This is a genomic window from Agrococcus lahaulensis DSM 17612, from assembly GCF_000425105.1.
In the GTDB taxonomy this organism is placed as follows: Bacteria; Actinomycetota; Actinomycetes; order Actinomycetales; family Microbacteriaceae; genus Agrococcus; species Agrococcus lahaulensis.
This window is the reverse complement of the sequence record NZ_AULD01000006.1, coordinates 613,173-631,921: the sequence shown is the minus strand read 5'-3', so window position 1 is coordinate 631,921 and position 18,749 is coordinate 613,173. Positions and strand designations below refer to the sequence as shown.

16 protein-coding genes and 1 riboswitch are annotated in these 18,749 nt (G+C 73.1%); of the genes, 4 read left to right on the top strand and 12 right to left on the bottom strand.

The annotated features are described in order from the left end of the window. Window positions 1-41: 41 nt before the first annotated feature. Window positions 42-184: riboswitch (FMN riboswitch) on the bottom strand. Window positions 185-375: 191 nt separating this feature from the next. From H508_RS16770 to H508_RS0107790, 4 genes are read right to left on the bottom strand one after another with little or no spacing between them, the layout of a single operon-like run. Next, window positions 376-951 carry a GNAT family N-acetyltransferase gene (locus tag H508_RS16770; RefSeq protein ID WP_051222977.1) on the bottom strand — a complete coding sequence of 192 codons (576 nt, stop codon included), beginning with the start codon at window positions 949-951 and terminating at the stop codon, window positions 376-378. Further along, window positions 948-1,943: a tryptophan--tRNA ligase gene (trpS, locus tag H508_RS0107800; RefSeq protein ID WP_084155204.1), complete on the bottom strand. Its 996-nt coding sequence runs from the start codon at window positions 1,941-1,943 to the stop codon at window positions 948-950. Before trpS ends, H508_RS16770 begins: the two co-directional genes overlap by 4 nt. A gap of 23 nt (window positions 1,944-1,966) precedes the next feature. Further along, the gene (locus H508_RS0107795) at window positions 1,967-2,797 is read right to left on the bottom strand and encodes an exodeoxyribonuclease III (RefSeq protein WP_026373639.1); all 831 of its coding nucleotides are present in this window, start codon (window positions 2,795-2,797) and stop codon (window positions 1,967-1,969) included. A gap of 60 nt (window positions 2,798-2,857) precedes the next feature. After that, entirely contained in the window at window positions 2,858-3,823 is a 966-nt protein-coding gene (locus tag H508_RS0107790; protein WP_026373638.1) for a YihY/virulence factor BrkB family protein, read from the bottom strand. A 56-nt stretch (window positions 3,824-3,879) separates the two neighbouring features. On the opposite strand from H508_RS0107790, the gene ptsP reads away from it, so the two are divergent. Next, on the top strand, window positions 3,880-5,538 hold the full coding sequence (ptsP, locus tag H508_RS0107785; RefSeq protein WP_026373637.1) for a phosphoenolpyruvate--protein phosphotransferase: 1,659 nt from the start codon (window positions 3,880-3,882) through the stop codon (window positions 5,536-5,538). Window positions 5,539-5,541: 3 nt separating this feature from the next. Here the strand turns inward: ptsP and H508_RS0107780 are convergent, their stop codons facing one another. The 8 genes from H508_RS0107780 to H508_RS0107745 all read right to left on the bottom strand — a co-directional run bounded on the left by H508_RS0107780 (window position 5,542) and on the right by H508_RS0107745 (window position 14,979). Beyond that, on the bottom strand, window positions 5,542-7,179 hold the full coding sequence (locus tag H508_RS0107780) for a GTPase (protein WP_026373636.1): 1,638 nt from the start codon (window positions 7,177-7,179) through the stop codon (window positions 5,542-5,544). After that, window positions 7,176-9,101 (bottom strand): dynamin family protein, encoded by a 1,926-nt coding sequence (locus tag H508_RS15295; RefSeq protein ID WP_245569477.1) that lies wholly within the window; start codon window positions 9,099-9,101, stop codon window positions 7,176-7,178. Before H508_RS15295 ends, H508_RS0107780 begins: the two co-directional genes overlap by 4 nt. A gap of 47 nt (window positions 9,102-9,148) precedes the next feature. Beyond that, window positions 9,149-9,970, bottom strand: a complete 822-nt coding sequence (locus tag H508_RS0107770; RefSeq protein WP_026373635.1) for a TspO/MBR family protein — start codon at window positions 9,968-9,970, stop codon at window positions 9,149-9,151. A 58-nt stretch (window positions 9,971-10,028) separates the two neighbouring features. Further along, a complete protein-coding gene (locus H508_RS15290; RefSeq protein ID WP_425393455.1) occupies window positions 10,029-10,991 on the bottom strand; it encodes a succinate dehydrogenase iron-sulfur subunit in 963 nt (320 codons plus the stop codon). Next, window positions 10,991-12,778 carry a succinate dehydrogenase flavoprotein subunit gene (gene sdhA / locus H508_RS0107760; protein ID WP_026373634.1) on the bottom strand — a complete coding sequence of 596 codons (1,788 nt, stop codon included), beginning with the start codon at window positions 12,776-12,778 and terminating at the stop codon, window positions 10,991-10,993. The genes H508_RS15290 and sdhA overlap by 1 nt, the downstream gene beginning before the upstream one ends. A 27-nt stretch (window positions 12,779-12,805) precedes the next feature. Next, complete coding sequence (locus H508_RS0107755; protein ID WP_026373633.1) at window positions 12,806-13,258, bottom strand: succinate dehydrogenase hydrophobic membrane anchor subunit; 453 nt, start codon at window positions 13,256-13,258, stop codon at window positions 12,806-12,808. Next, complete coding sequence (gene sdhC / locus H508_RS0107750) at window positions 13,258-13,695, bottom strand: succinate dehydrogenase, cytochrome b556 subunit (RefSeq protein ID WP_084155202.1); 438 nt, start codon at window positions 13,693-13,695, stop codon at window positions 13,258-13,260. The genes H508_RS0107755 and sdhC overlap by 1 nt, the downstream gene beginning before the upstream one ends. Window positions 13,696-13,827: 132 nt before the next feature. After that, on the bottom strand, window positions 13,828-14,979 hold the full coding sequence (locus H508_RS0107745) for a glycosyltransferase family 4 protein (protein ID WP_026373631.1): 1,152 nt from the start codon (window positions 14,977-14,979) through the stop codon (window positions 13,828-13,830). Between the two features lie 99 nt (window positions 14,980-15,078). On the opposite strand from H508_RS0107745, the gene H508_RS0107740 reads away from it, so the two are divergent. The 3 genes from H508_RS0107740 to H508_RS0107730 all read left to right on the top strand — a co-directional run bounded on the left by H508_RS0107740 (window position 15,079) and on the right by H508_RS0107730 (window position 18,677). After that, the gene (locus tag H508_RS0107740; protein ID WP_026373630.1) at window positions 15,079-16,191 is read left to right on the top strand and encodes a mannose-1-phosphate guanylyltransferase; all 1,113 of its coding nucleotides are present in this window, start codon (window positions 15,079-15,081) and stop codon (window positions 16,189-16,191) included. 181 nt (window positions 16,192-16,372) lie between these two features. Then, the gene (locus H508_RS0107735; RefSeq protein ID WP_026373629.1) at window positions 16,373-17,446 is read left to right on the top strand and encodes a BMP family lipoprotein; all 1,074 of its coding nucleotides are present in this window, start codon (window positions 16,373-16,375) and stop codon (window positions 17,444-17,446) included. Window positions 17,447-17,531: 85 nt separating this feature from the next. Then, a complete protein-coding gene (locus tag H508_RS0107730) occupies window positions 17,532-18,677 on the top strand; it encodes a BMP family lipoprotein (RefSeq protein ID WP_084155201.1) in 1,146 nt (381 codons plus the stop codon). The last annotated feature ends 72 nt before the right edge of the window (window positions 18,678-18,749 follow it).

The following is an 18,749-nucleotide window of genomic DNA, read 5'->3' as shown; positions in this document are numbered from 1 at the left end:
CCCTTCCGAACGCGCGCGGGGAACGGGGGTCGCGAGCGACCCCACGTGCGCCTCCCCTCCGGACTCTCACCGTCGGTGCTGGAATTCCACCAGCTCAGCCGATCGGCCGCTCGGATTCGAGCGGGCCTCTCGGGTCGCGGACTGTCACCGCCGGTTCAGACTTGCACTGACCCCGGGCACGTTGCACTTGCCACCCTACAACTCGCCTCGAGCACGCCCCATTCCCGCCCGACGCAGCCCGGCCTCGCGCAGAGTTCCGGCACTCTGCGCGGAACCGGCCCGCTGAGCGCAGAGTTCCGGCACTCTGCGCCGAACGGGCACGCTGAGAGCAGAGTTCCGGCACTCTGCGGCGGGCGGGGCGGAAGAGCGCGGCTGTCAGTCGAGGGGCGGCCAGGGGCGGGCGTCGGCGGGCATGCCCGATGCGACGCGCACGGCGTGATGCTGCAGCACCGGCTCGCCGCGCTGCGTGCCCTCGAGCGTGCCGAGGTAGGCGAAGCCGGCCGCCTTCGCGACGCGCATCGAGCCGACGTTGCCGTCGTAGCAGCGCCAGTGCACCTCGGGCCACGTCAGGCAGCCCTCCGCGTGCCCGACGACGGTGCGCAGCGCATCCGCCATGAGTCCCTTGCCCTGGGCATCGGGGTGCAGCCAGAAGCCGACCTCGCCGCGCTCGGTGCGGAGGCCGATCACGCCCGCGAGCGGTCCGCGCAGCGACTCGCGGATCGCCCACACGCGCTCGTCGTGCTCGCCGCGCCAGCCGGCGGGCGCGAACCCCCGCACGAAGCCCTCCGCGTCGGCGCGCGCGTAGGGCCAGGGGGTGTCGAGGAAGCGCCGCGCCTGCTCCGTCGAGCACGCCTCGACGACCCGGTCGACGTCGTCCTCGCGAAGCGCCGTGAGGAGCACCTTGCGGCCGAGCACCGGCAGCGAAGGACCCGCGAGCGGCGCGGCGCTCATCGCAGCCCCATCGCCCCCAGCGCGCGGGCGAGCGTCGCGTCGGCCACCTCGGCGGCGCGCTCGGCGTTCGCCGCGAGCAGCCGATCGAGCTCGGCGGGATCGGCGAGCAGCTCGAGCGTGCGCTCGCGCACGGGCGCGAGCTCGGCGACGACCGCATCGGCGACCGCGGTCTTGAAGACGCCGTAGCCCTCGCCCGCGAACTCCGCCTCGAGCGACGCGACGGGCGTGCCGGTCATCGCCGAGAGGATGTCGAGCAGGTTCGTGACCCCGGGCTTCGACGCCCGGTCGGCGCGGATCGAGCCGTCGGTGTCGGTGACCGCCGAGCGGATCTTCTTCGCCGTCTTCGACGGCTCGTCGAGCAGCCAGATGACGCCCTTGTCGTTGTCGGCCGACTTCGACATCTTCGACTCGGGCGACTGCAGGTCGTAGATGCGCGCGCCGCCCGCGAGGATCACGGGCTTCGGCACCGTGAACGTCTTGCCGAAGCGCTTGTTGAAGCGCTCCGCGAGGTCGCGGGTGAGCTCGACGTGCTGCTTCTGGTCGTCGCCGACCGGCACGACCTCGGTGTCGTAGAGCAGGATGTCGGCGGCCATCAGGATCGGGTAGGTGAACAGGCCGACGGAGGCCGCCTCCTGCCCGCCCTTGACCGTCTTGTCCTTGAACTGCGTCATCCGGCTCGCCTCGCCGAAGCCCGTGATGGTCGCGAGCAGCCACTGCAGCTGCGCGTGCGCGGCGACGTGCGACTGCACGTACAGGCACGAGCGGTCGGGGTCGATGCCGCCCGCGATGTACTGCGCGGCGAGCGTCCGCACCTGCTCGCGCAGCACATCCGGAGCCTGCGGCACCGTGATCGCGTGCAGGTCGACGATCGAGAAGAAGGCGTCGAAATCGCCCTGCATCGCGCGCCACTGCTGCAGCGCGCCGATGTAGTTGCCGAGGTGGAGCGAGCCCGAGGAGGGCTGCATCCCCGAGTACAGGCGGGGGTTGGGCATGGATGCGTTCCTCGTGTCTGTGGTCACAGGTCGTAGTCGACGATGACGGGGGCGTGGTCGGACCAGCGCGTGTCCCACGCGCTCGCCCGGTCGATCCGGTAGTCGCGCGCGACCGCCGCGAGCGCGGGGGAGGCCATGTGGTAGTCGATGCGCCAGCCGGTGTCGGTGTCGAACGCCTTGCCGCGCTGCGACCACCACGTGTAGGGGCCGTCCTGGTCGGGGTGCGCGGCGCGGCCGACGTCGACCCAGCCGTGCCCGCGGCCGCGCTTGCCGTCGACGCCCGTCACCATGCCGGTGCCGAAGAAGCGGTCGAGGTAGCTGCGCTCCTCGGGCAGGAAGCCGGCGTTCTTCTGGTTGCCCTTCCAGTTCTTGATGTCGAGCGGCGTGTGTCCGACGTTGAAGTCGCCCATCACCACGACGTGCTCGGCGTGCTGCCGCAGCTGGGGGAGGCGCTTGGCCATCGAGTCGAGGAAGCGGTACTTGTCGTCCTGCTTCTGGCTGCCGACCTCGCCGCCCGAGTGCACGTAAGCCGAGACGACCGCCAGCAGGGTCTCACCGATGAGGAAGTCGGCCTCGAGCCAGCGGCCCTTCGTGTCGAAGGTCTTCAGGCCGATGTCGGTGCGGTGCTCGATCGAGGGCTCGCGCGAGAGCACGGCGACGCCCGCGCGGCCCTTCGCGGTCGCGGGGTCGTGCAGCACGTGCCAGCCCGGCACGAGCGGCAGCAGGTCCTCGTCGAGGGCGCGCACCTCCTGCAGGGCGACGACGTCGAAGCCGCCGGCCTCGAGCCACTCGCCCATGCCCTTGCGGAAGGCGGCGCGCACGCCGTTGACGTTGACGGAGGCGATGCGGACCATGCGATCGAGCCTACCGAGGCGCGCCGACGGGCGGCGCCGCGGCGGGCGCGCCCGCGCTGCTCAGCGGAGCCGCTTCGCGAGCCGGCGGTGCACCTTCGCGGCGTCGTCGCCGTCGCGGCGAGCGGCCCGCACCTCCTCGAGCAGCTCCGCCGCCCGCTCGGGCGTGAGCGTCGCGTCGAGCCCGCCGATCTCGACGAGCCGCGTGTAGGCGCGGCCCGTGTCGGTGACCGCGACGAGCGCGAGCACGATGAGCAGCACCTGCATGATGAAGCCGAGCCAGATGAGGATGATGACGGGCGCGGCGATGCCCGCGAGCAGCGGATTGTTCTCGACCCCGCGGAACAGCAGGGTCGCGAGCTGCTTGAGCACGAAGAACGCGACGCCGCACGCGAGAGCAGCGGGCACGATCTGCTTCGCGGGAAGCCGCAGCCGCCCGCCGAAGCGGTAGAGCAGCAGCACGACCGTCGAGTCGAGCACGAGCTGCACCGCGTAGCCGATGAGCTGCGCCGTCCACCCGAGGCCGAGCGCGTCGGCGAGGCTCTGCGTCACCACGAGCACGGCGGAGGAGACGACGACGAGCAGCCCGATGCCGATCGCGACGCCGAGGTCGCCGAGCTTCAGCAGGAAGAAGTTCGAGGGCGCCGGGCCCAGGTCGAACATCGCCCGGAAGCCCTCGCGGCTCACCGCGATCCACGCGATCGCGGTGATGAGGATCGTGACCGAGGCGATGGGGCCGGTGTAGCCGACGATGCTCGAGCCCGTGAGCTGCTCGACGTCGAGCGCACCCTCTGGCCCGAGCAGGCCGGGGATCGCGGCGCCGATCGACTCGATGACGGCTTCCCGCAGCACGACGTTGTCGCCGAGCACCGCCATGAAGATGGAGAAGGCGAGGAAGAGGGCGGCGAAGAGCGAGAGGAACGCCTGCAGCGTCATGCCCTGCGCGAGCACGGGGCCGCGCAGCTCGAGGAAGCGCTGCCACGCCCGCACCGGCCACGACCGCATCACGCGGTCGACCAGCTGCTTCATGGGCCCCCCTCGCACGCTCGTGGCAACGCTCGGCGAGCCCAGCGTAGTGTTGCAGCATGAGTGCGCTCGCAGGAGTCGGGGTCGGGCGCGGCATCGCTGCCGCGAAGGTGCTGAGGATGCCGGAGCCGCTCGCGCTGCCGAGCGACGAGCCGCTCGCCGCCGACGTCGATGCAGAGCATGCCCGCGTGCAGCAGGCGCTCGCGCACGTCGCCGACGAGCTCAACGCGCGCGCCGCCGCCGCGGGCGGCGAGTCGCAGCAGGTGCTCGAGGCAGCGGCGCTCATGGCGCAGGATCCGGCGATCCTCGACGACGTGCGCTCTCGGCTCGACGGCGGCGCGAACGCCGAGCGGGCGACGTGGGATGCGTATGCCCAGTTCCGCGAGATGCTCACCGCGATGGGCGGCTACATGGCCGAGCGCGCGACCGACCTCGACGACGTCGCCCAGCGCGTCGTCGCGCGGCTCCGCGGCGTGCCGGCGCCCGGCGTGCCCGTCTCGGACGAGCCGTTCATCCTCGTCGCACGCGACCTCGCGCCCGCCGACACCGCGACCCTCGACCTCGAGCGGACGCTCGCGCTCGTGACCCAGGAGGGCGGTCCGACCTCCCACACCGCGATCCTCGCCCGCTCGAAGTCGCTGCCGGCGGTCGTCGGCGTCGTGGGGCTGCTCGATGCGGCCGCCGACGGGCAGCGCGCGATCGTGGACGCGCGGGCCGGCACGGTCGAGCTCGAGCCCGACGACGCATCCGTCGAGGCCGCCCTCGCGGAGCGCGAGGCGCGCCTCGCCGCGGCCTCCGCGCCCATCACCGCCGGAGCGCTCGCCGACGGCACCCAGGTGCCGCTGCTCGCGAACGTCGGGTCGCCGAAGGACGCGGCGGCCGCGGTCGCCACCGGCGCCGAGGGCGTGGGGCTCTTCCGCACCGAGTTCCTCTTCCTCGACTCCTCGAGCGCGCCGAGCATCGAGCAGCAGACGGCGTCGTACACCGAGCTGCTGCAGGCGTTCCCCGGCAAGAAGGTCGTCGCGCGCGTGCTCGACGCGGGCGCCGACAAGCCGCTCTCGTTCCTGAACGACGCGCACGAGGAGAACCCGGCGCTCGGGCTGCGCGGCATCCGCGCGCTGCGGGCGAACGAGGCGATCCTCCGCGACCAGCTCACGGCGCTCGCGAACGCCGGCGCGGCGACCGACGCCGAGCTGTGGGTGATGGCGCCCATGATCGCCGACGTCGAGGAGGCGGAGTACTTCGTCGCGCTCGGCCGTGAGCTCGGGCTCGAGGTCGTCGGCGCGATGGCTGAGGTGCCGTCGATCGCGGTCGTCGCCGACCAGGTGGTCGAGGCGTGCGACTTCGTCTCGATCGGCACGAATGACCTCACGCAGTACACGCTCGCCGCCGATCGGCAGCTCGGCTCCGTCGCGGCGCTGCAGGACCCGTGGCACCCAGCGGTCTTGCGGCTCGTGAAGATGCTGGGGGATGCGGGGGCTCGCGCGGGCAAGCCGGTGGGCGTCTGCGGCGAGGCGGCGGCCGACCCGGCGCTCGCGGTCGTGCTCGTCGGGCTCGGCGTCACGACCCTCTCGATGAGTGCGGCGGCGATCGCCGACGTGCGCGCCGAGCTGCTGACCGTCACGCTCGAGGAGGCGCGGGCACGGGCGGAGCGCGTGCTCGGCGCCCGCTCGGCGGCCGAGGCACGGCAACTCGCTGCCGCCGTTGCCGCCGGCTGAGGCTCAGCCCACCCCGGGGGAGCGCTTCCGCGAGCCCTGCGCCCGCGCGATCGCGGCCGCGAACTCGCGGGCCCGCTCGCGCTCGACCTCGATCGGCAGCACGACGACCTCCCGCGCGACGGCGGCCACCTGCTTGCGCAGCCGCCGTCTCGCCCGGGACCGGCGCGCCGCGCCGACGGCGCCGCCGATGATCGCGGCGACGATGCCGAGCACGACGCCGAGCACCAGCCCGCCGATGAGCAGGGCGAGCGGGACGGGCCAGCCGTCGAGCCACGTCGCGGTGCCCTCGACCTGCGGGATGACCGGCGCGACCATGCCCCACAGCGGCAGCAGCACGGGCAGCAGCAGCCACACGCCGCCGAGCACCGCCGCGGTGAGCGCGATCCACTGGATCGCCCCGAGCAGCGGCCACCACCACGACGCGCGGGCGCCGAGGTCGGTGCGCGCGACTGCCCGGTCGAGCTCCGGCGGCAGCGACTCGAGCGCATCCGCCGCGTGCTCGTGGATCGCCGCCGACCACCCGTCGCCGAGCCCCGCGGCGGCCGTGTCGGCGTAGGCGCGCACCGCCGTGCCCGCCTGCGCGCGCTGCGCCGCGCTCATCGGCGGCAGGCTCGTGCGGTGCAGCTCGGCGTCGCGCCGCGCGTCGCGGCCCGGGGCGAGGTGCAGGCGGCGCAGCGGGTCCGGCGCGAGCCGCAGGATCCACGACGTGAGCGGCCAGCCGGTCACCTGCCCGGCGCGCTTGCGATAGGAGCCGGCGACCGCGTTCGCGACCGCGTCGACGTTCGCTGCCGCGGCGAGCCCGCGCTCGAGCGATTGCGTGTCGGCGGCACGCACCTTGCCCGGCACACCGGCCGCCTCGAGCCGGCCCGCGACCGTGCGGATGTCGGCCGCGAGCCGCTGCGACGCCGCCTTCCGCTCCGCCGCGAAGCGCGCGATCACGCGCCGCAGGTCGTCGACGCCCGCGCCAGTCGTCGCCGAGACCGGGAGCACGAGCACGTCACCGAGCCCGTCGCGGCGCAGGAGCCCGCGCAGCGACTCGACGACGCGGCCCACCTCGCCCTCCGGCAGCCGGTCGACCTGGTTGAGCACCGCGGCCGTGACGGCTGCGTGGCTCGCGAGCGGCGCGATGAAGTCGCGGTGGATGACCGCGTCGGCGTACTTCTGCGGGTCGACGACCCAGACGAGCACGTCGACCTGACCGGCGAGGCGCTCGGCGATCGCGCGGTGCTCGAGCGCGACCGAGTCGAAGTCGGGCAGGTCGAGCAGGATGAGCGAGAGCTCCTGCCCGGGGGCGAAGGGCCGCTCCATGATGCGCCGGTCACTCACCTGCAGCCAGTCGAGCAGGGGGGATGCGCCCGTCGGGTTCCAGACGGCGGCGAGCGGCACCGACGTGGTCGGGCGGCGCACGTGCGTCGCGGCGATCGCCTCGCCCGCGAGCGCGTTCATGAGCGACGACTTGCCGGAGCCCGTCGCGCCGAAGAAGCCGACCACCGTGTGCTCGGACGAGAGCGCGCGGCGCTCGGCGGCGCTCGCGACGATGCGCCGCACCGCCTCGAGCTCGTCCTCCGGCACGCGGCCCGCGCCGAGCTCGGCCGCCTCCGAGAGCGCGCCGAGCAGCGCGTCGACGGTCGGCTCGCTCACCGGCCCGCCTCGTCGGCGCCGGGTTGCGCTCGCGGCAGCACCGGGGGCGGCGCCCAGCCCGAGCGCCGCTCGAGCTCGCGCACCTCGTCGGCCTCCGCCTCGAGCGGAGCCTCGGCGTCGTCGTCGAGCACCTCGGCCTCGACGAGGTCGCTGCGCTGCACCTCTCGCGACGGCTCGCTCGCGGCGTCGCCCACCGACCGCATCGCGGTCTCGAGCTCCGCCGCCCGGTCGCGCAGCGCATCCGCCGTCGTGCCCCGCTCGACGGGCTCGAGCAGCGCGTCCCAGCGGGCCGCCTCGGCGTCCATGAGCGCGCGCACGCGCGCGTCGAGGTCGTCGCGCGCCTGCGCCGCGAGGCGGCGCACCGCGTCCTCGCCGAAGATCGTCTCGAGCAGCTTCTGCCCGACGACCGCCGAGCCGCCCGCGATCGCGAGCTCGGCGCCCGTGAGGCCGCCGGTCGAGCCGAACACGACGACCATGAGCGCGACCGTGATGACGTTGAGGCCGAGCGACATGACGCGCGCCTTCGTGCGCTTGCCCGCAGCCTGCTCGGTGATGAGCTCGATGAGCCCCTGCTGCCACTCGCGCACGAGCCGGCTCGCGCGCTCCGAGAGGTCGGGGGACGGACGGGCGAGGTCGACGCCGCTCGTCAGCTGCCGCCCGACGGCGCTCTGCCGCACGCGCGACCAGGCGTCGGATGCGGCGCGACCGGCCTCGTCGACCATGACGGCGTGCAGGCCGCTCTCGATCTCGTGCTCGACCTCGACCGCGGGCGGCGGCCGGCCCTGGAACCACGCGACGACGCGGTCGCGCGTGCGGGAGTACCAGGACTCGACGGTGCGGAACACGTCGGAGGTGCCGACGAAGTCCTGCCAGCGGGCGAGCACCTCGCCGCGCAGCAGCACGCCGTCGCGCGTCGCGTTTTGCACGCGCTCGGCGGCGTCGTCGTGGGCCGTGCGCACGGTCGCGCGCAGGTCCCGCACGACGACGAGCTGCTCGTCGCGCGCCTCGGCGACCGCGCGAGCGGTGACCGCGAGCCGCTCGACCGCCCCGGCGAGCGTGCGGCCCGCGACGCGTGCGCGCTCGGCGCGGTCGCCGGCGATGCCCCGCAGCCACCCGCCGACGGCCGCGGCCGCGCCCGCCGGCAGCATGCCGCGCTCGTCGAGCGGGGATTCGGTGACGACGAAGACGGGCGCGGCGCCGAGCCCGCGCGCGGCGAGCATGTGCCGCAGGTCGGCTTCGACCTCGGCCTCGGCGCCGGGCGGCACGCGGTTCAGCACGACGCCGACGGTGATGTCGCGCGCCGCGGCGTCGTCGAGCAGCCGCCACGGCACCGCGTCGGCGTAGCGGTTCGCGGTCGTGCAGAAGAGCCACAGGTCGGCCGCGGCGAGCAGCTGCGCGGCGAGCTGCCGGTTCTCGTCGGCGATCGAGTCGACGTCGGGCGCGTCGAGGATCGCGAGCTCGCGCGGCACGCGCTCGTCGGCGACGAGCACGACCGAGCCGACGAGCGCCGCGTCCGGGTCGTCTCCGGCCTCGTGCGAGGGCGCCTCGCGGACGACGCCGGTGATGCGGGAGAGCCCGGGCAGGATGCGCGTCGAGGCGAACCACGCGGCATCGGCGGGGGAGTGGAGCAGGATCGGCTGCCGGGTCGTCGGCCGGATGACGCCCGTGCGCGTGACGGGATGCCCGACGAGCGCGTTCACGAGCGTCGACTTCCCCGCGCCGGTCGAGCCGCCGACGACCGCGAGCAGCGGCGCGTCGAGGTGCGCGAGCCGCGGCTGGATGTAGTCGTCGATCTGCCGCACCGCAGCCTTCCGCGCGTCGCGCGCGGCGTCGGCGCCCGCGACGGCGAGCGGCAGCGCGACGCCGTCGAGCGCTGCCCGCAGCGCGTCGAGCCGGTCGAGCGCGGCGATCGTCTTGGTCACGCCGCCAGTCTGCCCCATCGCGCGCTCCGCGTCCCGTGCTGCGCCGCTCAGCGGCGCCGGTCGCGGAGGCGCGCGACGACGGTCGCGATCGCGATGAGCGCGGCGGCGACGATCGCCGCGATGCCGGTCGGCGCCGACTCCGGCTCGCCGGTGAACCGCCCGACCGCGATCCACGACAGGCCCCACGTCATGGCGAGCGCCGGCGCGACGCGCCCGCGGCTCCACAGGGCGAGCGCGACGCCCACGAGCGCGACGACGGCGAGCACCGCGATCGCCCACGGCTCGAAGGGCGAGGGCGCGACGCCGAGGTCGGCGAGGAACGCCGCGGTGTTCGCGGCGGTCGCTACCGAGACCCAGCCGAGGTAGAGGCCGAACGTGCCGTCGACGACGAGCGCCTCGATCCACGAGTCGGGGCGGCCGCGGCGCAGCAGCACGAAGATCGTGATGAGCACCGCGAGCAGCACGACGATGATGACCTCGGTGAGCCACAGCACGTCGGTCTGTGCCGCGAGGATCCACGCCGCATTCAGCACGAGCGAGGCGATCGCGAGCCAGCCGGTTGCCCGCTGGCGGCGGTCGGCGTGCTGCTTCGGCAGCACTTGCCACACGGCGTAGGCCGCGAGGCCGAAGTAGATGACGCTCCAGATCGAGAAGGCGGGGCCGTCGGGCGCGATCGGCGTCGCGGCGTCGGAGAGGGCGCCGCCCGCGGAGGAGCCGATCTCCCGACCGCCGAAGAGCCCGCCGCCGAGCGCGGCGGCGGCGATCGTGATCGGCAGCGCGAGCAGCACGGCCCACGCGCGGACGCGGTCGGCGCTCGTCGGCGCGCCGTTCCTCGAGTGCGCGGCCCTGGTCTCGGATGCGGTAGCCATGGCCGCGACGATACGTTGCCAGGCTAACAATCTCCTGGGCCCTTCGAAGGCAGGCTCGCTAGAGCTTGACGCCCGAGATGAGCGCCTGCTTGACCTCTGCGATCGCCTTGGTGACCTGGATGCCGCGCGGGCACGCATCCGTGCAGTTGAAGGTCGTGCGGCAGCGCCACACGCCCTCCTTGTCGTTGAGGATGTCGAGGCGCACCTGGCTCGCCTCGTCGCGCGAGTCGAAGATGAAGCGGTGCGCGTTCACGATCGCGGCCGGGCCGAAGTACTGCCCGTCGGTCCAGAACACGGGGCACGAGGTCGTGCACGCCGCGCACAGGATGCACTTCGTGGTGTCGTCGAAGCGCTCGCGCTGGGCGATCGTCTGGTGGCGCTCCTTCTCGGGCTTCGAGGCCGCCTGGAGGAAGGGCTGGATCTCGCGGTAGGAGTCGAAGAACGGCTCCATGTTGACGATGAGGTCCTTCTCGAGCGGCAGGCCCTTGATCGCCTCGACGTAGATGGGCTTCGAGATGTCGAAGTCCTTCACGAGCGCCTTGCAGGCGAGGCGGTTCTTGCCGTTGATGCGCATGGCGTCGGAGCCGCAGATGCCGTGCGCGCACGAGCGGCGGAACGCGAGGCTCGGGTCCTGCTCCCACTTGATGCGGTGGAGGGCGTCGAGGATGCGCTCGGTCGGGTACATCTGGACGTCGTAGTCGACCCAGCGCGGCTCGTCGTCGACCTCGGGGTCGTAGCGGCGCACGATCACGGTCACGTTGAACGACTCGGGCACGTCGTGCGACGGGGCGGGCTGCGTCTCGCGGTCGGCGCCGTCGTACTCGTTCTCGACCGGCTTCGGCTCGGTCGACGACTGCGCGGCGGCCTCGGCGACCTGGTGCGCGCTCGACTGGTCGTCGGTCGAGGCGGTGTCGGGGCGGTCGGCCATCGGCGTCGGCGCGCCGGTCGGGCCGCTGTGCGCGGGGTGCACGCCCGAGTCCTGGCCCTTCGGGTCGCCCTGTGGCAGCTGGGTGTCGCTCATCAGTACTTCCGCTCCGTCGGCTGGTAGTGGGTCACGCGCACCGGCTTCCAGTCGAGGCGGATGCCCTGGCTGGCGCCCGTCTCGGCGGCCGTCCGGTACGCCATCGTGTGCTGCATGAAGTTCACGTCGTCGCGCGTGGGGTAGTCGTCGCGCATGTGCGCGCCGCGCGACTCCTTGCGGTTGATCGCCGAGACGACGACGACCTCCGCGAGGTCGAGCAGGAAGCCGAGCTCGACGGCCTCGAGCAGGTCGGTGTTGAAGCGCCGCCCGCGGTCGTGGATGCGCACGTTCGGGTAGCGGGAGCGGAGCTTCGCGATGTCGGCGAGCGCCGTCTGCAGCGTCTCCTCGGTGCGGAAGACCTGGGCGTTGCGGTCCATCGTCTCCTGCAGGGCCTTGCGGATCTCGGCGACCGACTCGGTGCCCGTGCCCTCGCGCAGCTGCGCGAGCATCTTCACGACGCCGTCGGCCGCATCCGCCGGCAGGTCGACGAAGTCGGCCGTCTTCGCGTAGGCGACGGCGTTGTTGCCGGCGCGCTTGCCGAACACGTTGATGTCGAGCAGCGAGTTCGTGCCGAGGCGGTTCGCGCCGTGCACCGAGACGCACGCGCATTCGCCGGCCGCGTACAGGCCGGGGATGACCGTCTCGTTGTCGGCGAGCACCTCGGCGTCGTTGTTCGTCGGGATGCCGCCCATCGCGTAGTGCGCGGTCGGGTAGACGGGCACGCGCTCGACGACCGGGTCGACGCCGAGGTAGGTGCGGGCGAACTCGGTGATGTCGGGCAGCTTCGTCTCGAGCACCTCGGCGCCGAGGTGGGTGCAGTCGAGGTAGACGTAGTCCTTGTTCGGACCGGCGCCGCGGCCGTCGAGCACCTCCTGCACCATCGAGCGCGCGACGATGTCGCGCGGCGCGAGGTCCTTGATGGTCGGCGCGTAGCGCTCCATGAAGCGCTCGCCCGAGGCGTTGCGGAGGATCGCGCCCTCGCCGCGCGCACCCTCGGTGAGGAGGATGCCGAGGCCCGCGAGGCCCGTCGGGTGGAACTGGTAGAACTCCATGTCCTCGAGCGGCAGGCCCTTGCGCCAGATGATGCCGACGCCGTCGCCCGTGAGGGTGTGGGCGTTCGAGGTGGTCTTGTAGATCTTGCCGAAGCCGCCGGTCGCGAAGACGACCGCCTTGCCCTGGAAGACGTGGATCTCGCCCGTCGCGAGCTCGTAGGCGACGACGCCCGCGACGCGCTTGCCCTCGGGCGTCTCGGTCATGATGAGGTCGAGCGCGTAGAACTCGTTGAAGAACTCGACGCCGTGCTTGACGCAGTTCTGGTACAGCGTCTGCAGGATCATGTGGCCGGTGCGGTCGGCGGCGTAGCACGCGCGGCGCACGGGCGCCTTGCCGTGGTCGCGCGTGTGGCCGCCGAAGCGGCGCTGGTCGATCTTGCCGTCCGGCGTTCGGTTGAACGGCAGGCCCATGTTCTCGAGGTCGTAGACCGCGTCGATGGCCTCGCGCGTCAGGATCTCGGCCGAGTCCTGGTCGGTGAGGTAGTCACCGCCCTTGACCGTGTCGTAGGTGTGCCACTCGTTGCTGTCCTCCTCGACGTTCGCGAGCGCGGCGGCCATGCCGCCCTGCGCCGCGCCCGTGTGGGAGCGGGTCGGGTAGAGCTTCGTGATGACGGCGGTCGACGCCTTCGGGGCGGCTTCGATCGCGGCGCGCATGCCCGCGCCGCCGCCGCCGATGATGAGGACGTCGTGCTGGTGGTAGTGGATGCCGTCGGTGACGGAACTCGTCTCAGCCATGTACCTGGGGATCTCCGGATCTCGTGCTTAGAGGTCTGCGCAGAACGACGGCAGCAGCGAGGGGTCTGCGGTCGGCGGGCAGGGGTCGAACGTGAACGTGATGAGCGTGCCGAGCAGGATGAGGATCACTGCGGCGACCGCGATCGCGCCGAGCGCGATCTGGCGGATGCGCGGCTTGTGCACGTAGTCGTTCACGATGGTGCGCATGCCGTTCGAGCCGTGCAGGATCGCGAGCCAGAGCATCGTGACGTCCCACCACTGCCAGAACGGGTCGGCGAGCTTGCCGCCCACGAAGCCGAAGTCGATGGCGTGGATGCCGCCCGGCGTCCAGATGAGGTTGTAGGCGAGGTGGCCGAAGATCAGCACGACCAGCACGACGCCCGAGGCGCGCATGAAGATCCAGCCGGCCTTCTCGAAGCTCGGGCCGCGCTTCGAGCGCGCGGGGTAGGCGTAGTTCGGGTTCTCGATCGTGGCGGTCATCAGTGGCCACCCTCCATCGGCGAGAAGACGTTGATGAGGTGGTTCGGCACGAAGTACGCCATGAGCACGACGACGAGCCCCATGACGATCCAGAACAGCGGGCGCTGGTTGCGCGTCGCCCACGGCCAGACGTCGACCATGATGACGCGCAGGCCGTTGAGCGCGTGGAGCACGACGGCGCCGACGAGCACCGTCTCGCCGAGCCCCATGATGGGGTTCTTGTAGGTGGCCATGACGGCGTTGTACGCCTCGGGGCTCACGCGGATGAGTGCCGTGTCGAGCACGTGCACCAGCAGGAAGAAGTAGATCGCCACACCGGTGATGCGGTGCAGCACCCACGACCACATGCCCTCGTTGCCGCGATACAGCGTGCCGCTGAACGAGGTCTTCTGGGGCGCGGGGTCGGGGAGGGTGAGGCTGCTCGATGTCTCAGACACGCGCGTTCCCTCCAAGGATTGACCGGGCTAGTGCCTCCATCCTATGCCCGCGGGGCACGCTGCTCCGGTCCGCTCCCCATCCGGGGTCGACGGCGCGGACGCTCTCGGCGGACGGTCGCGGGCCCGAGCGTCCTAGGCGTCCACGAGGCCGTCGGCGCCGCGCAGCGCGCGCCGGGCCGCCGCTCGGTAGTGGTCGAGCAGCTGGTCGCACACCGCCGACCACGACCGGCCGAGCACGCGTCGCCGACCGGCCTCGCCCATCCGGGACCGCATCGCCGGGTCCTCGACGAGCGCCCGGATCGCGCTCCGGAGCTCGGATGCGTCGTCGGGCTCGAAGAGGAAGCCGGTCGTGGCGTGGTCGACGAGGTCGATGGGGCCTCCCGCGCGCGGCGCGACGACCGGCAGGCCGCTCGCGGCGGCCTCCTGCAGGGTCTGCCCGAACGTCTCCTCCGCGCCGGTGTGGACGAACGCATCCATCGCCGCGTACGCGGCGCGGAGCGGCGCGCCCTGCAGCTGGCCGAGGAAGACCGGCGCGAGGGGAGCGAGCTGCCGCCGGGTGTCGGCCATGCCGGGGCCGTCGCCCACGATCACGAGCCGGATGCCGTCGAGCCCCTCGAGCGCGCGCAGGCGCTCGAGCCCCTTCTCGGGGGCGACGCGGCCGACGTAGCCGACGATCGTCTCGCCGTCCGGCGCGATCCGGCGACGGAGGCTCGCCGCGGCGGGACCGAGGCGGTTGTCGGGGTGGAAGCCGGCGAGGTCGACGCCGCGCACCCACGCGTGCACGCGCTTGACGCCCGCGTCCCGGAGGTCGGCGATCGCGGCGCTCGAGGGGGCGAGCGTGCGGTCGGCGGCGTTGTGGATGAGGCGGATGACGTGCCACGCGAAGGCGGCGCCCGCGCCGAGCCGGTTGCGGCGCGCGAAGCCCGCGACGTCGGTCTGGTAGACCGCGACGCTCGGCAGCCCGATGCGGGCGGCCTCGGCGATCGCCTGGCCGCCGAGCATGAAGGGGCTCGCGGCGTGGAGCACGTCGGGCTGGAAGCGCGCGAGGAGCGCGGCGACCTGCGGGCTCGGGAGCCCGACGGGGAACTGCCGGTACGCGACCGAGGGCACCTCGTGCACCGGCACGCCCCGGTAGTGCAGCGGCGCGCCGCAGCGCGGAGCGATGACGATCGCCTCGCGGCCGGTGTCGACGAGGTGGTCGAGCACCCGGCACACCGACGTCGTCACGCCGTTGACGGTGGGGAGGAAGCTCTCCGTCACGATGGCCACCCGCTCGATGCGCACGAGGCCCACGGTAGGGCGGATGCCTGACCGCGTCACGCGGAAGCGGTGAACGGCGGGTGAACTCCGGCTCCCGTGCGCTCGGCCCCTAGAGTCGTCGGCATGCCCGCCCTCGACGACTTCTGCAGCATCATCCCCGCCGGCGGCGTCGGATCGCGGCTGTGGCCGCTCTCCCGCGCGGACGCCCCGAAGTTCCTCCACGACCTCACCGGCAGCGGCAAGACGCTCCTGCGCGCGACCTTCGATCGGCTGCAGCCGCTCGCGGGCCCCGGCCGCACGGTCGTCGTCACCGGGCGCGCGCACCGGGCGGCGGTCGAGGCGCAGATCCCGGAGCTCGACGACGCGAGCATCGTGCTCGAGGCGGAGCCGCGCGACTCGACGGTCGCGATCGCGCTCGCGGCCGCGATCCTGCGCCGGCGGGAGCCCGACGTCGTCGTCGGCTCGTTCGCGGCCGACCACGTCATCGACGACGAGCGATCGTTCCGGCGCGCCGTCGCCGAGGGGGTCGCGGCGGCGCGATCGGGCAGAGTCGCGACGATCGGCATCACCCCGACGGAGCCGGCGATCGGCTTCGGCTACATCCGCACGAACGGGCCGGCCGAGATCGAGGGCGCCCCGAGCGCGGCGATCGTGCGCGAGTTCGTCGAGAAGCCCTCCGCCGACCGGGCGCGGCGCTACGTCGAGAGCGGCGAGTATTTCTGGAACGCCGGCATGTTCATCGCGCGGGCCGACGTGCTGCTCGAGGAGCTCGCGCGCGAGGAGCCCGAGCTCGCGGCGCACATCGACGAGCTCGCCGAGGTGTGGGACGAGCCCGCGAAGCGCGGCCCCGCGGTCGACCGGCTGTGGCCGCAGCTCAAGAAGATCGCGATCGACTACTCGGTCGCCGAGCCGGCCGCCGCGCGCGGCAACATGGTCGTCGTCCCGGGCCACTTCGACTGGGACGACGTGGGCGACTTCTCCGCGGTCGCGAAGCTCCACAACGGCGGCCGGCGCGGCCGGCTCGCGATCCTCGGCAGCGCCGGCACGGTGCTCGCCGACTCGGCGAGCGGCATCGTCGTGTCGCAGTCGAACCGCATCGTGTCGGTGGTCGGCATCAAGGACGTCGTGGTCGTCGACACCCCCGACGCCCTCCTCGTGACGACGACCGCCAACGCGCAGCGCGTGAAGAAGGTCGTCGACGCGGTGCGACTCTCGGGCAACACCGACGTGCTCTGAGCGGCCGCCGCCGCGCTCCCGCGCTCGACCGGGGCGGCCGCGCCCGACCGGGGCCGGCGTGCCGGCCCCTCGTGGGCGCATCCGCCCCGCTCGGCGCCGGCGAGCGCGCTCGCGCGACGGGGCGGCACCGCGCGCCTCGCGCGCCGGTTACGATGGCGCCGACCCGCTCGAAGGAGACACCGTGGCCCGCTCGCTCGCCATCCCCGCGCTCGCCGCCCTGCTGCTGCTCGCCGGCTGCTCGGCACCGCCGCCCGCGGAGACCGCCGCGCCGGGCGCGTCCGGCGATGCGGAGCAGTCGCTCGAGTGCGCGCAGATGGTCACGAACTCCGGCGGCCTCAACGACCGCTCCTTCAACGAGACGAGCTGGGCCGGCATGGAGCGCGCCGAGGCCGAGCTCGGCGTCGAGGCCAACGTGCTCGTCTCGACGACCGAGAGCGACCTCGCGCCGAACGTCCAGGCCGCCGTCGACACCGGCTGCGGCTTCGTCCTCACGGTCGGCTACGAGCTCGCCGCCGCGACGGCCGAGCAGGCCGCCGCGAACCCCGACGTGCAGTTCGCGATCGTCGACGAGATCGTCGAGGCGCCCAACGTCCGCTCGATCGTCTTCGACACCGCGCAAGCGGCGTTCCTCGCCGGCTACGCCGCCGCATCCGTGAGCCAGACGGGCGTCGTCGCGACCTTCGGCGGCGGCAACCAGCCTCCCGTGACGCTCTTCATGGACGGCTTCGCCGCCGGCATCGACGCCTACAACGAGGCGAAGGGCGCCGACGTGCAGCTGCTCGGCTGGGACCCCGAGTCGCAGGACGGCACCTTCACCGGCGACTTCGAGAACGTCAACCTCGGCCAGACGCAGACGCAGGCCTTCATCGCGCAGGGCGCCGATGTCATCCTGCCGGTCGCGGGCCAGGTCGGCGAGGGCGCCTTCCGCGCCTCGCTCGACGCGGGCGGCGCCGCGCTCGTCCTCTGGGTCGACAACGACGGCTACGAGACGCTCCCGGCCGAGTTCCGCCCGCTGCTGCTCACGAGCGTGCTGAAGAACACCGAGGATGCGGTGGTCGCTGCTGTGCAGGACGCGGCCGACGGCACGATCTCGGACGAGCCGATCATCGGCACGCTCGAGAACGGCGGCGTCGACATCGCCCCGTTCCACGACCTCGACGCGCGCGTGAGCGACGAGACGAAGTCCGAGCTCGAGGCGCTGCGCGAGCAGATCATCGCGGGGGAGATCACCGTGGACTCGCCCTCGAGCCCCTGACGGAGGCTCAGGGTTTGCAACGATTGCGTTGCGGTGCCCTCCCGCGGCGATTGCGGGCGTCGTCGCGGGCCTATGCTCGACCATCATGCGCTCCGCCGCGTCGCGGCGAGCATCCTTTGCACTGGAGGATCTCTTGAAGTTCACCCGTTCTGCCGCGCGCGGCGGCGCCGTCGCCCTCGGCGCCGCGCTCCTGCTCGTCGGCTGTGCCGCAGCACCCGAGGCTCCGTCCGGCACGACCGGCGCGTCCGAGGACGCCGCCGCGGCCGTCGACATCACGCCCTGCATCGTCTCGGACGAGGGCGGCTTCGACGACCGCTCGTTCAACCAGCTCGGCGCCGAGGGCCTCCGCGCCGCCGCCGAGACGCTCGGCGTCGAGGCCATCGAGGTCGAGTCGGCCTCGCCCGCCGACTACGCGCCCAACCTGTCGAGCGTCATCGACCAGGGCTGCAACATGGTCGTCTCCGTCGGCTTCAACCTCGCCGAGGCGACGGGTGCCGCCGCCGAGGCCAACCCCGACGTCAACTTCGCGATCATCGACGACAACTCGGTCGAGGCCGAGAACGTGCGCCCGATCGTCTACGACACGGCGCAGGCCGCGTTCCTCGCCGGCTACGCCGCCGCCTCGTACTCCGAGTCAGGCATCATCGCCACCTGGGGCGGCATCCAGATCCCGCCGGTGACGATCTTCATGGACGGCTTCGTGCAGGGCGCGGAGTACTACAACGAGCAGAACGGCACCGACGTGCAGGTGCTCGGCTGGGACGTCGACGCGCAGACCGGCTCGTTCACCGGCGGCTTCGCCGCGGGCGTGGAGGCGAAGTCGATGGCGGAGACGTTCATCGGCCAGGGCGCTGACGTGCTCATGCCGGTCGGCGGCCCGATCTTCCTGTCGGCGGCCGAGGCGATCCGCGACCAGGGCGCCGACTCGGGCATCGCGATGGTCGGCGTCGACGCCGACCTGTACGAGACCGCGCCCGACTACGCCGACCTCTTCCTCACCTCGGTGCTGAAGGGCATGTCGACGGGCGTCCAGACGGTCGTCGAGGAGGCCGCCGCCGGTGAGTTCTCGAACGAGCCGTACGTCGGCACGCTCGAGAACGGCGGCGTGGGGCTCGCCCCGTTCCACGACTTCGAGGGCTCGGTCGACCCGGAGCTGCAGTCGCAGCTCGACGAGGTCGAGGCGGCGATCATCGCCGGCGAGATCGAGGTCACGTCGCCCGCGAGCCCGTAGGACTCGCTCCGCACGAGCATGGGGGCCGGCTCTCGTCGGCCCCCATGCGCGTGAGCGGGCCCGCCCGCACCC

What these genes read in the sequence shown, in the direction of transcription:
- H508_RS16770 (WP_051222977.1), bottom strand. Translation starts at nt 951, where the DNA reads ATGAGCGCCGCGCCGCTCGCGGGTCCTTCGCTGCCGGTGCTCGGCCGC.
- trpS (WP_084155204.1), bottom strand. Translation starts at nt 1,943, where the DNA reads ATGCCCAACCCCCGCCTGTACTCGGGGATGCAGCCCTCCTCGGGCTCG.
- H508_RS0107795 (WP_026373639.1), bottom strand. Translation starts at nt 2,797, where the DNA reads ATGGTCCGCATCGCCTCCGTCAACGTCAACGGCGTGCGCGCCGCCTTC.
- H508_RS0107790 (WP_026373638.1), bottom strand. Translation starts at nt 3,823, where the DNA reads ATGAAGCAGCTGGTCGACCGCGTGATGCGGTCGTGGCCGGTGCGGGCG.
- ptsP (WP_026373637.1), top strand. Translation starts at nt 3,880, where the DNA reads ATGAGTGCGCTCGCAGGAGTCGGGGTCGGGCGCGGCATCGCTGCCGCG.
- H508_RS0107770 (WP_026373635.1), bottom strand. Translation starts at nt 9,970, where the DNA reads ATGGCTACCGCATCCGAGACCAGGGCCGCGCACTCGAGGAACGGCGCG.
- H508_RS15290 (WP_425393455.1), bottom strand. Translation starts at nt 10,991, where the DNA reads ATGAGCGACACCCAGCTGCCACAGGGCGACCCGAAGGGCCAGGACTCG.
- sdhA (WP_026373634.1), bottom strand. Translation starts at nt 12,778, where the DNA reads ATGGCTGAGACGAGTTCCGTCACCGACGGCATCCACTACCACCAGCAC.
- H508_RS0107755 (WP_026373633.1), bottom strand. Translation starts at nt 13,258, where the DNA reads ATGACCGCCACGATCGAGAACCCGAACTACGCCTACCCCGCGCGCTCG.
- H508_RS0107740 (WP_026373630.1), top strand. Translation starts at nt 15,079, where the DNA reads ATGCCCGCCCTCGACGACTTCTGCAGCATCATCCCCGCCGGCGGCGTC.
- H508_RS0107730 (WP_084155201.1), top strand. Translation starts at nt 17,532, where the DNA reads ATGCGCTCCGCCGCGTCGCGGCGAGCATCCTTTGCACTGGAGGATCTC.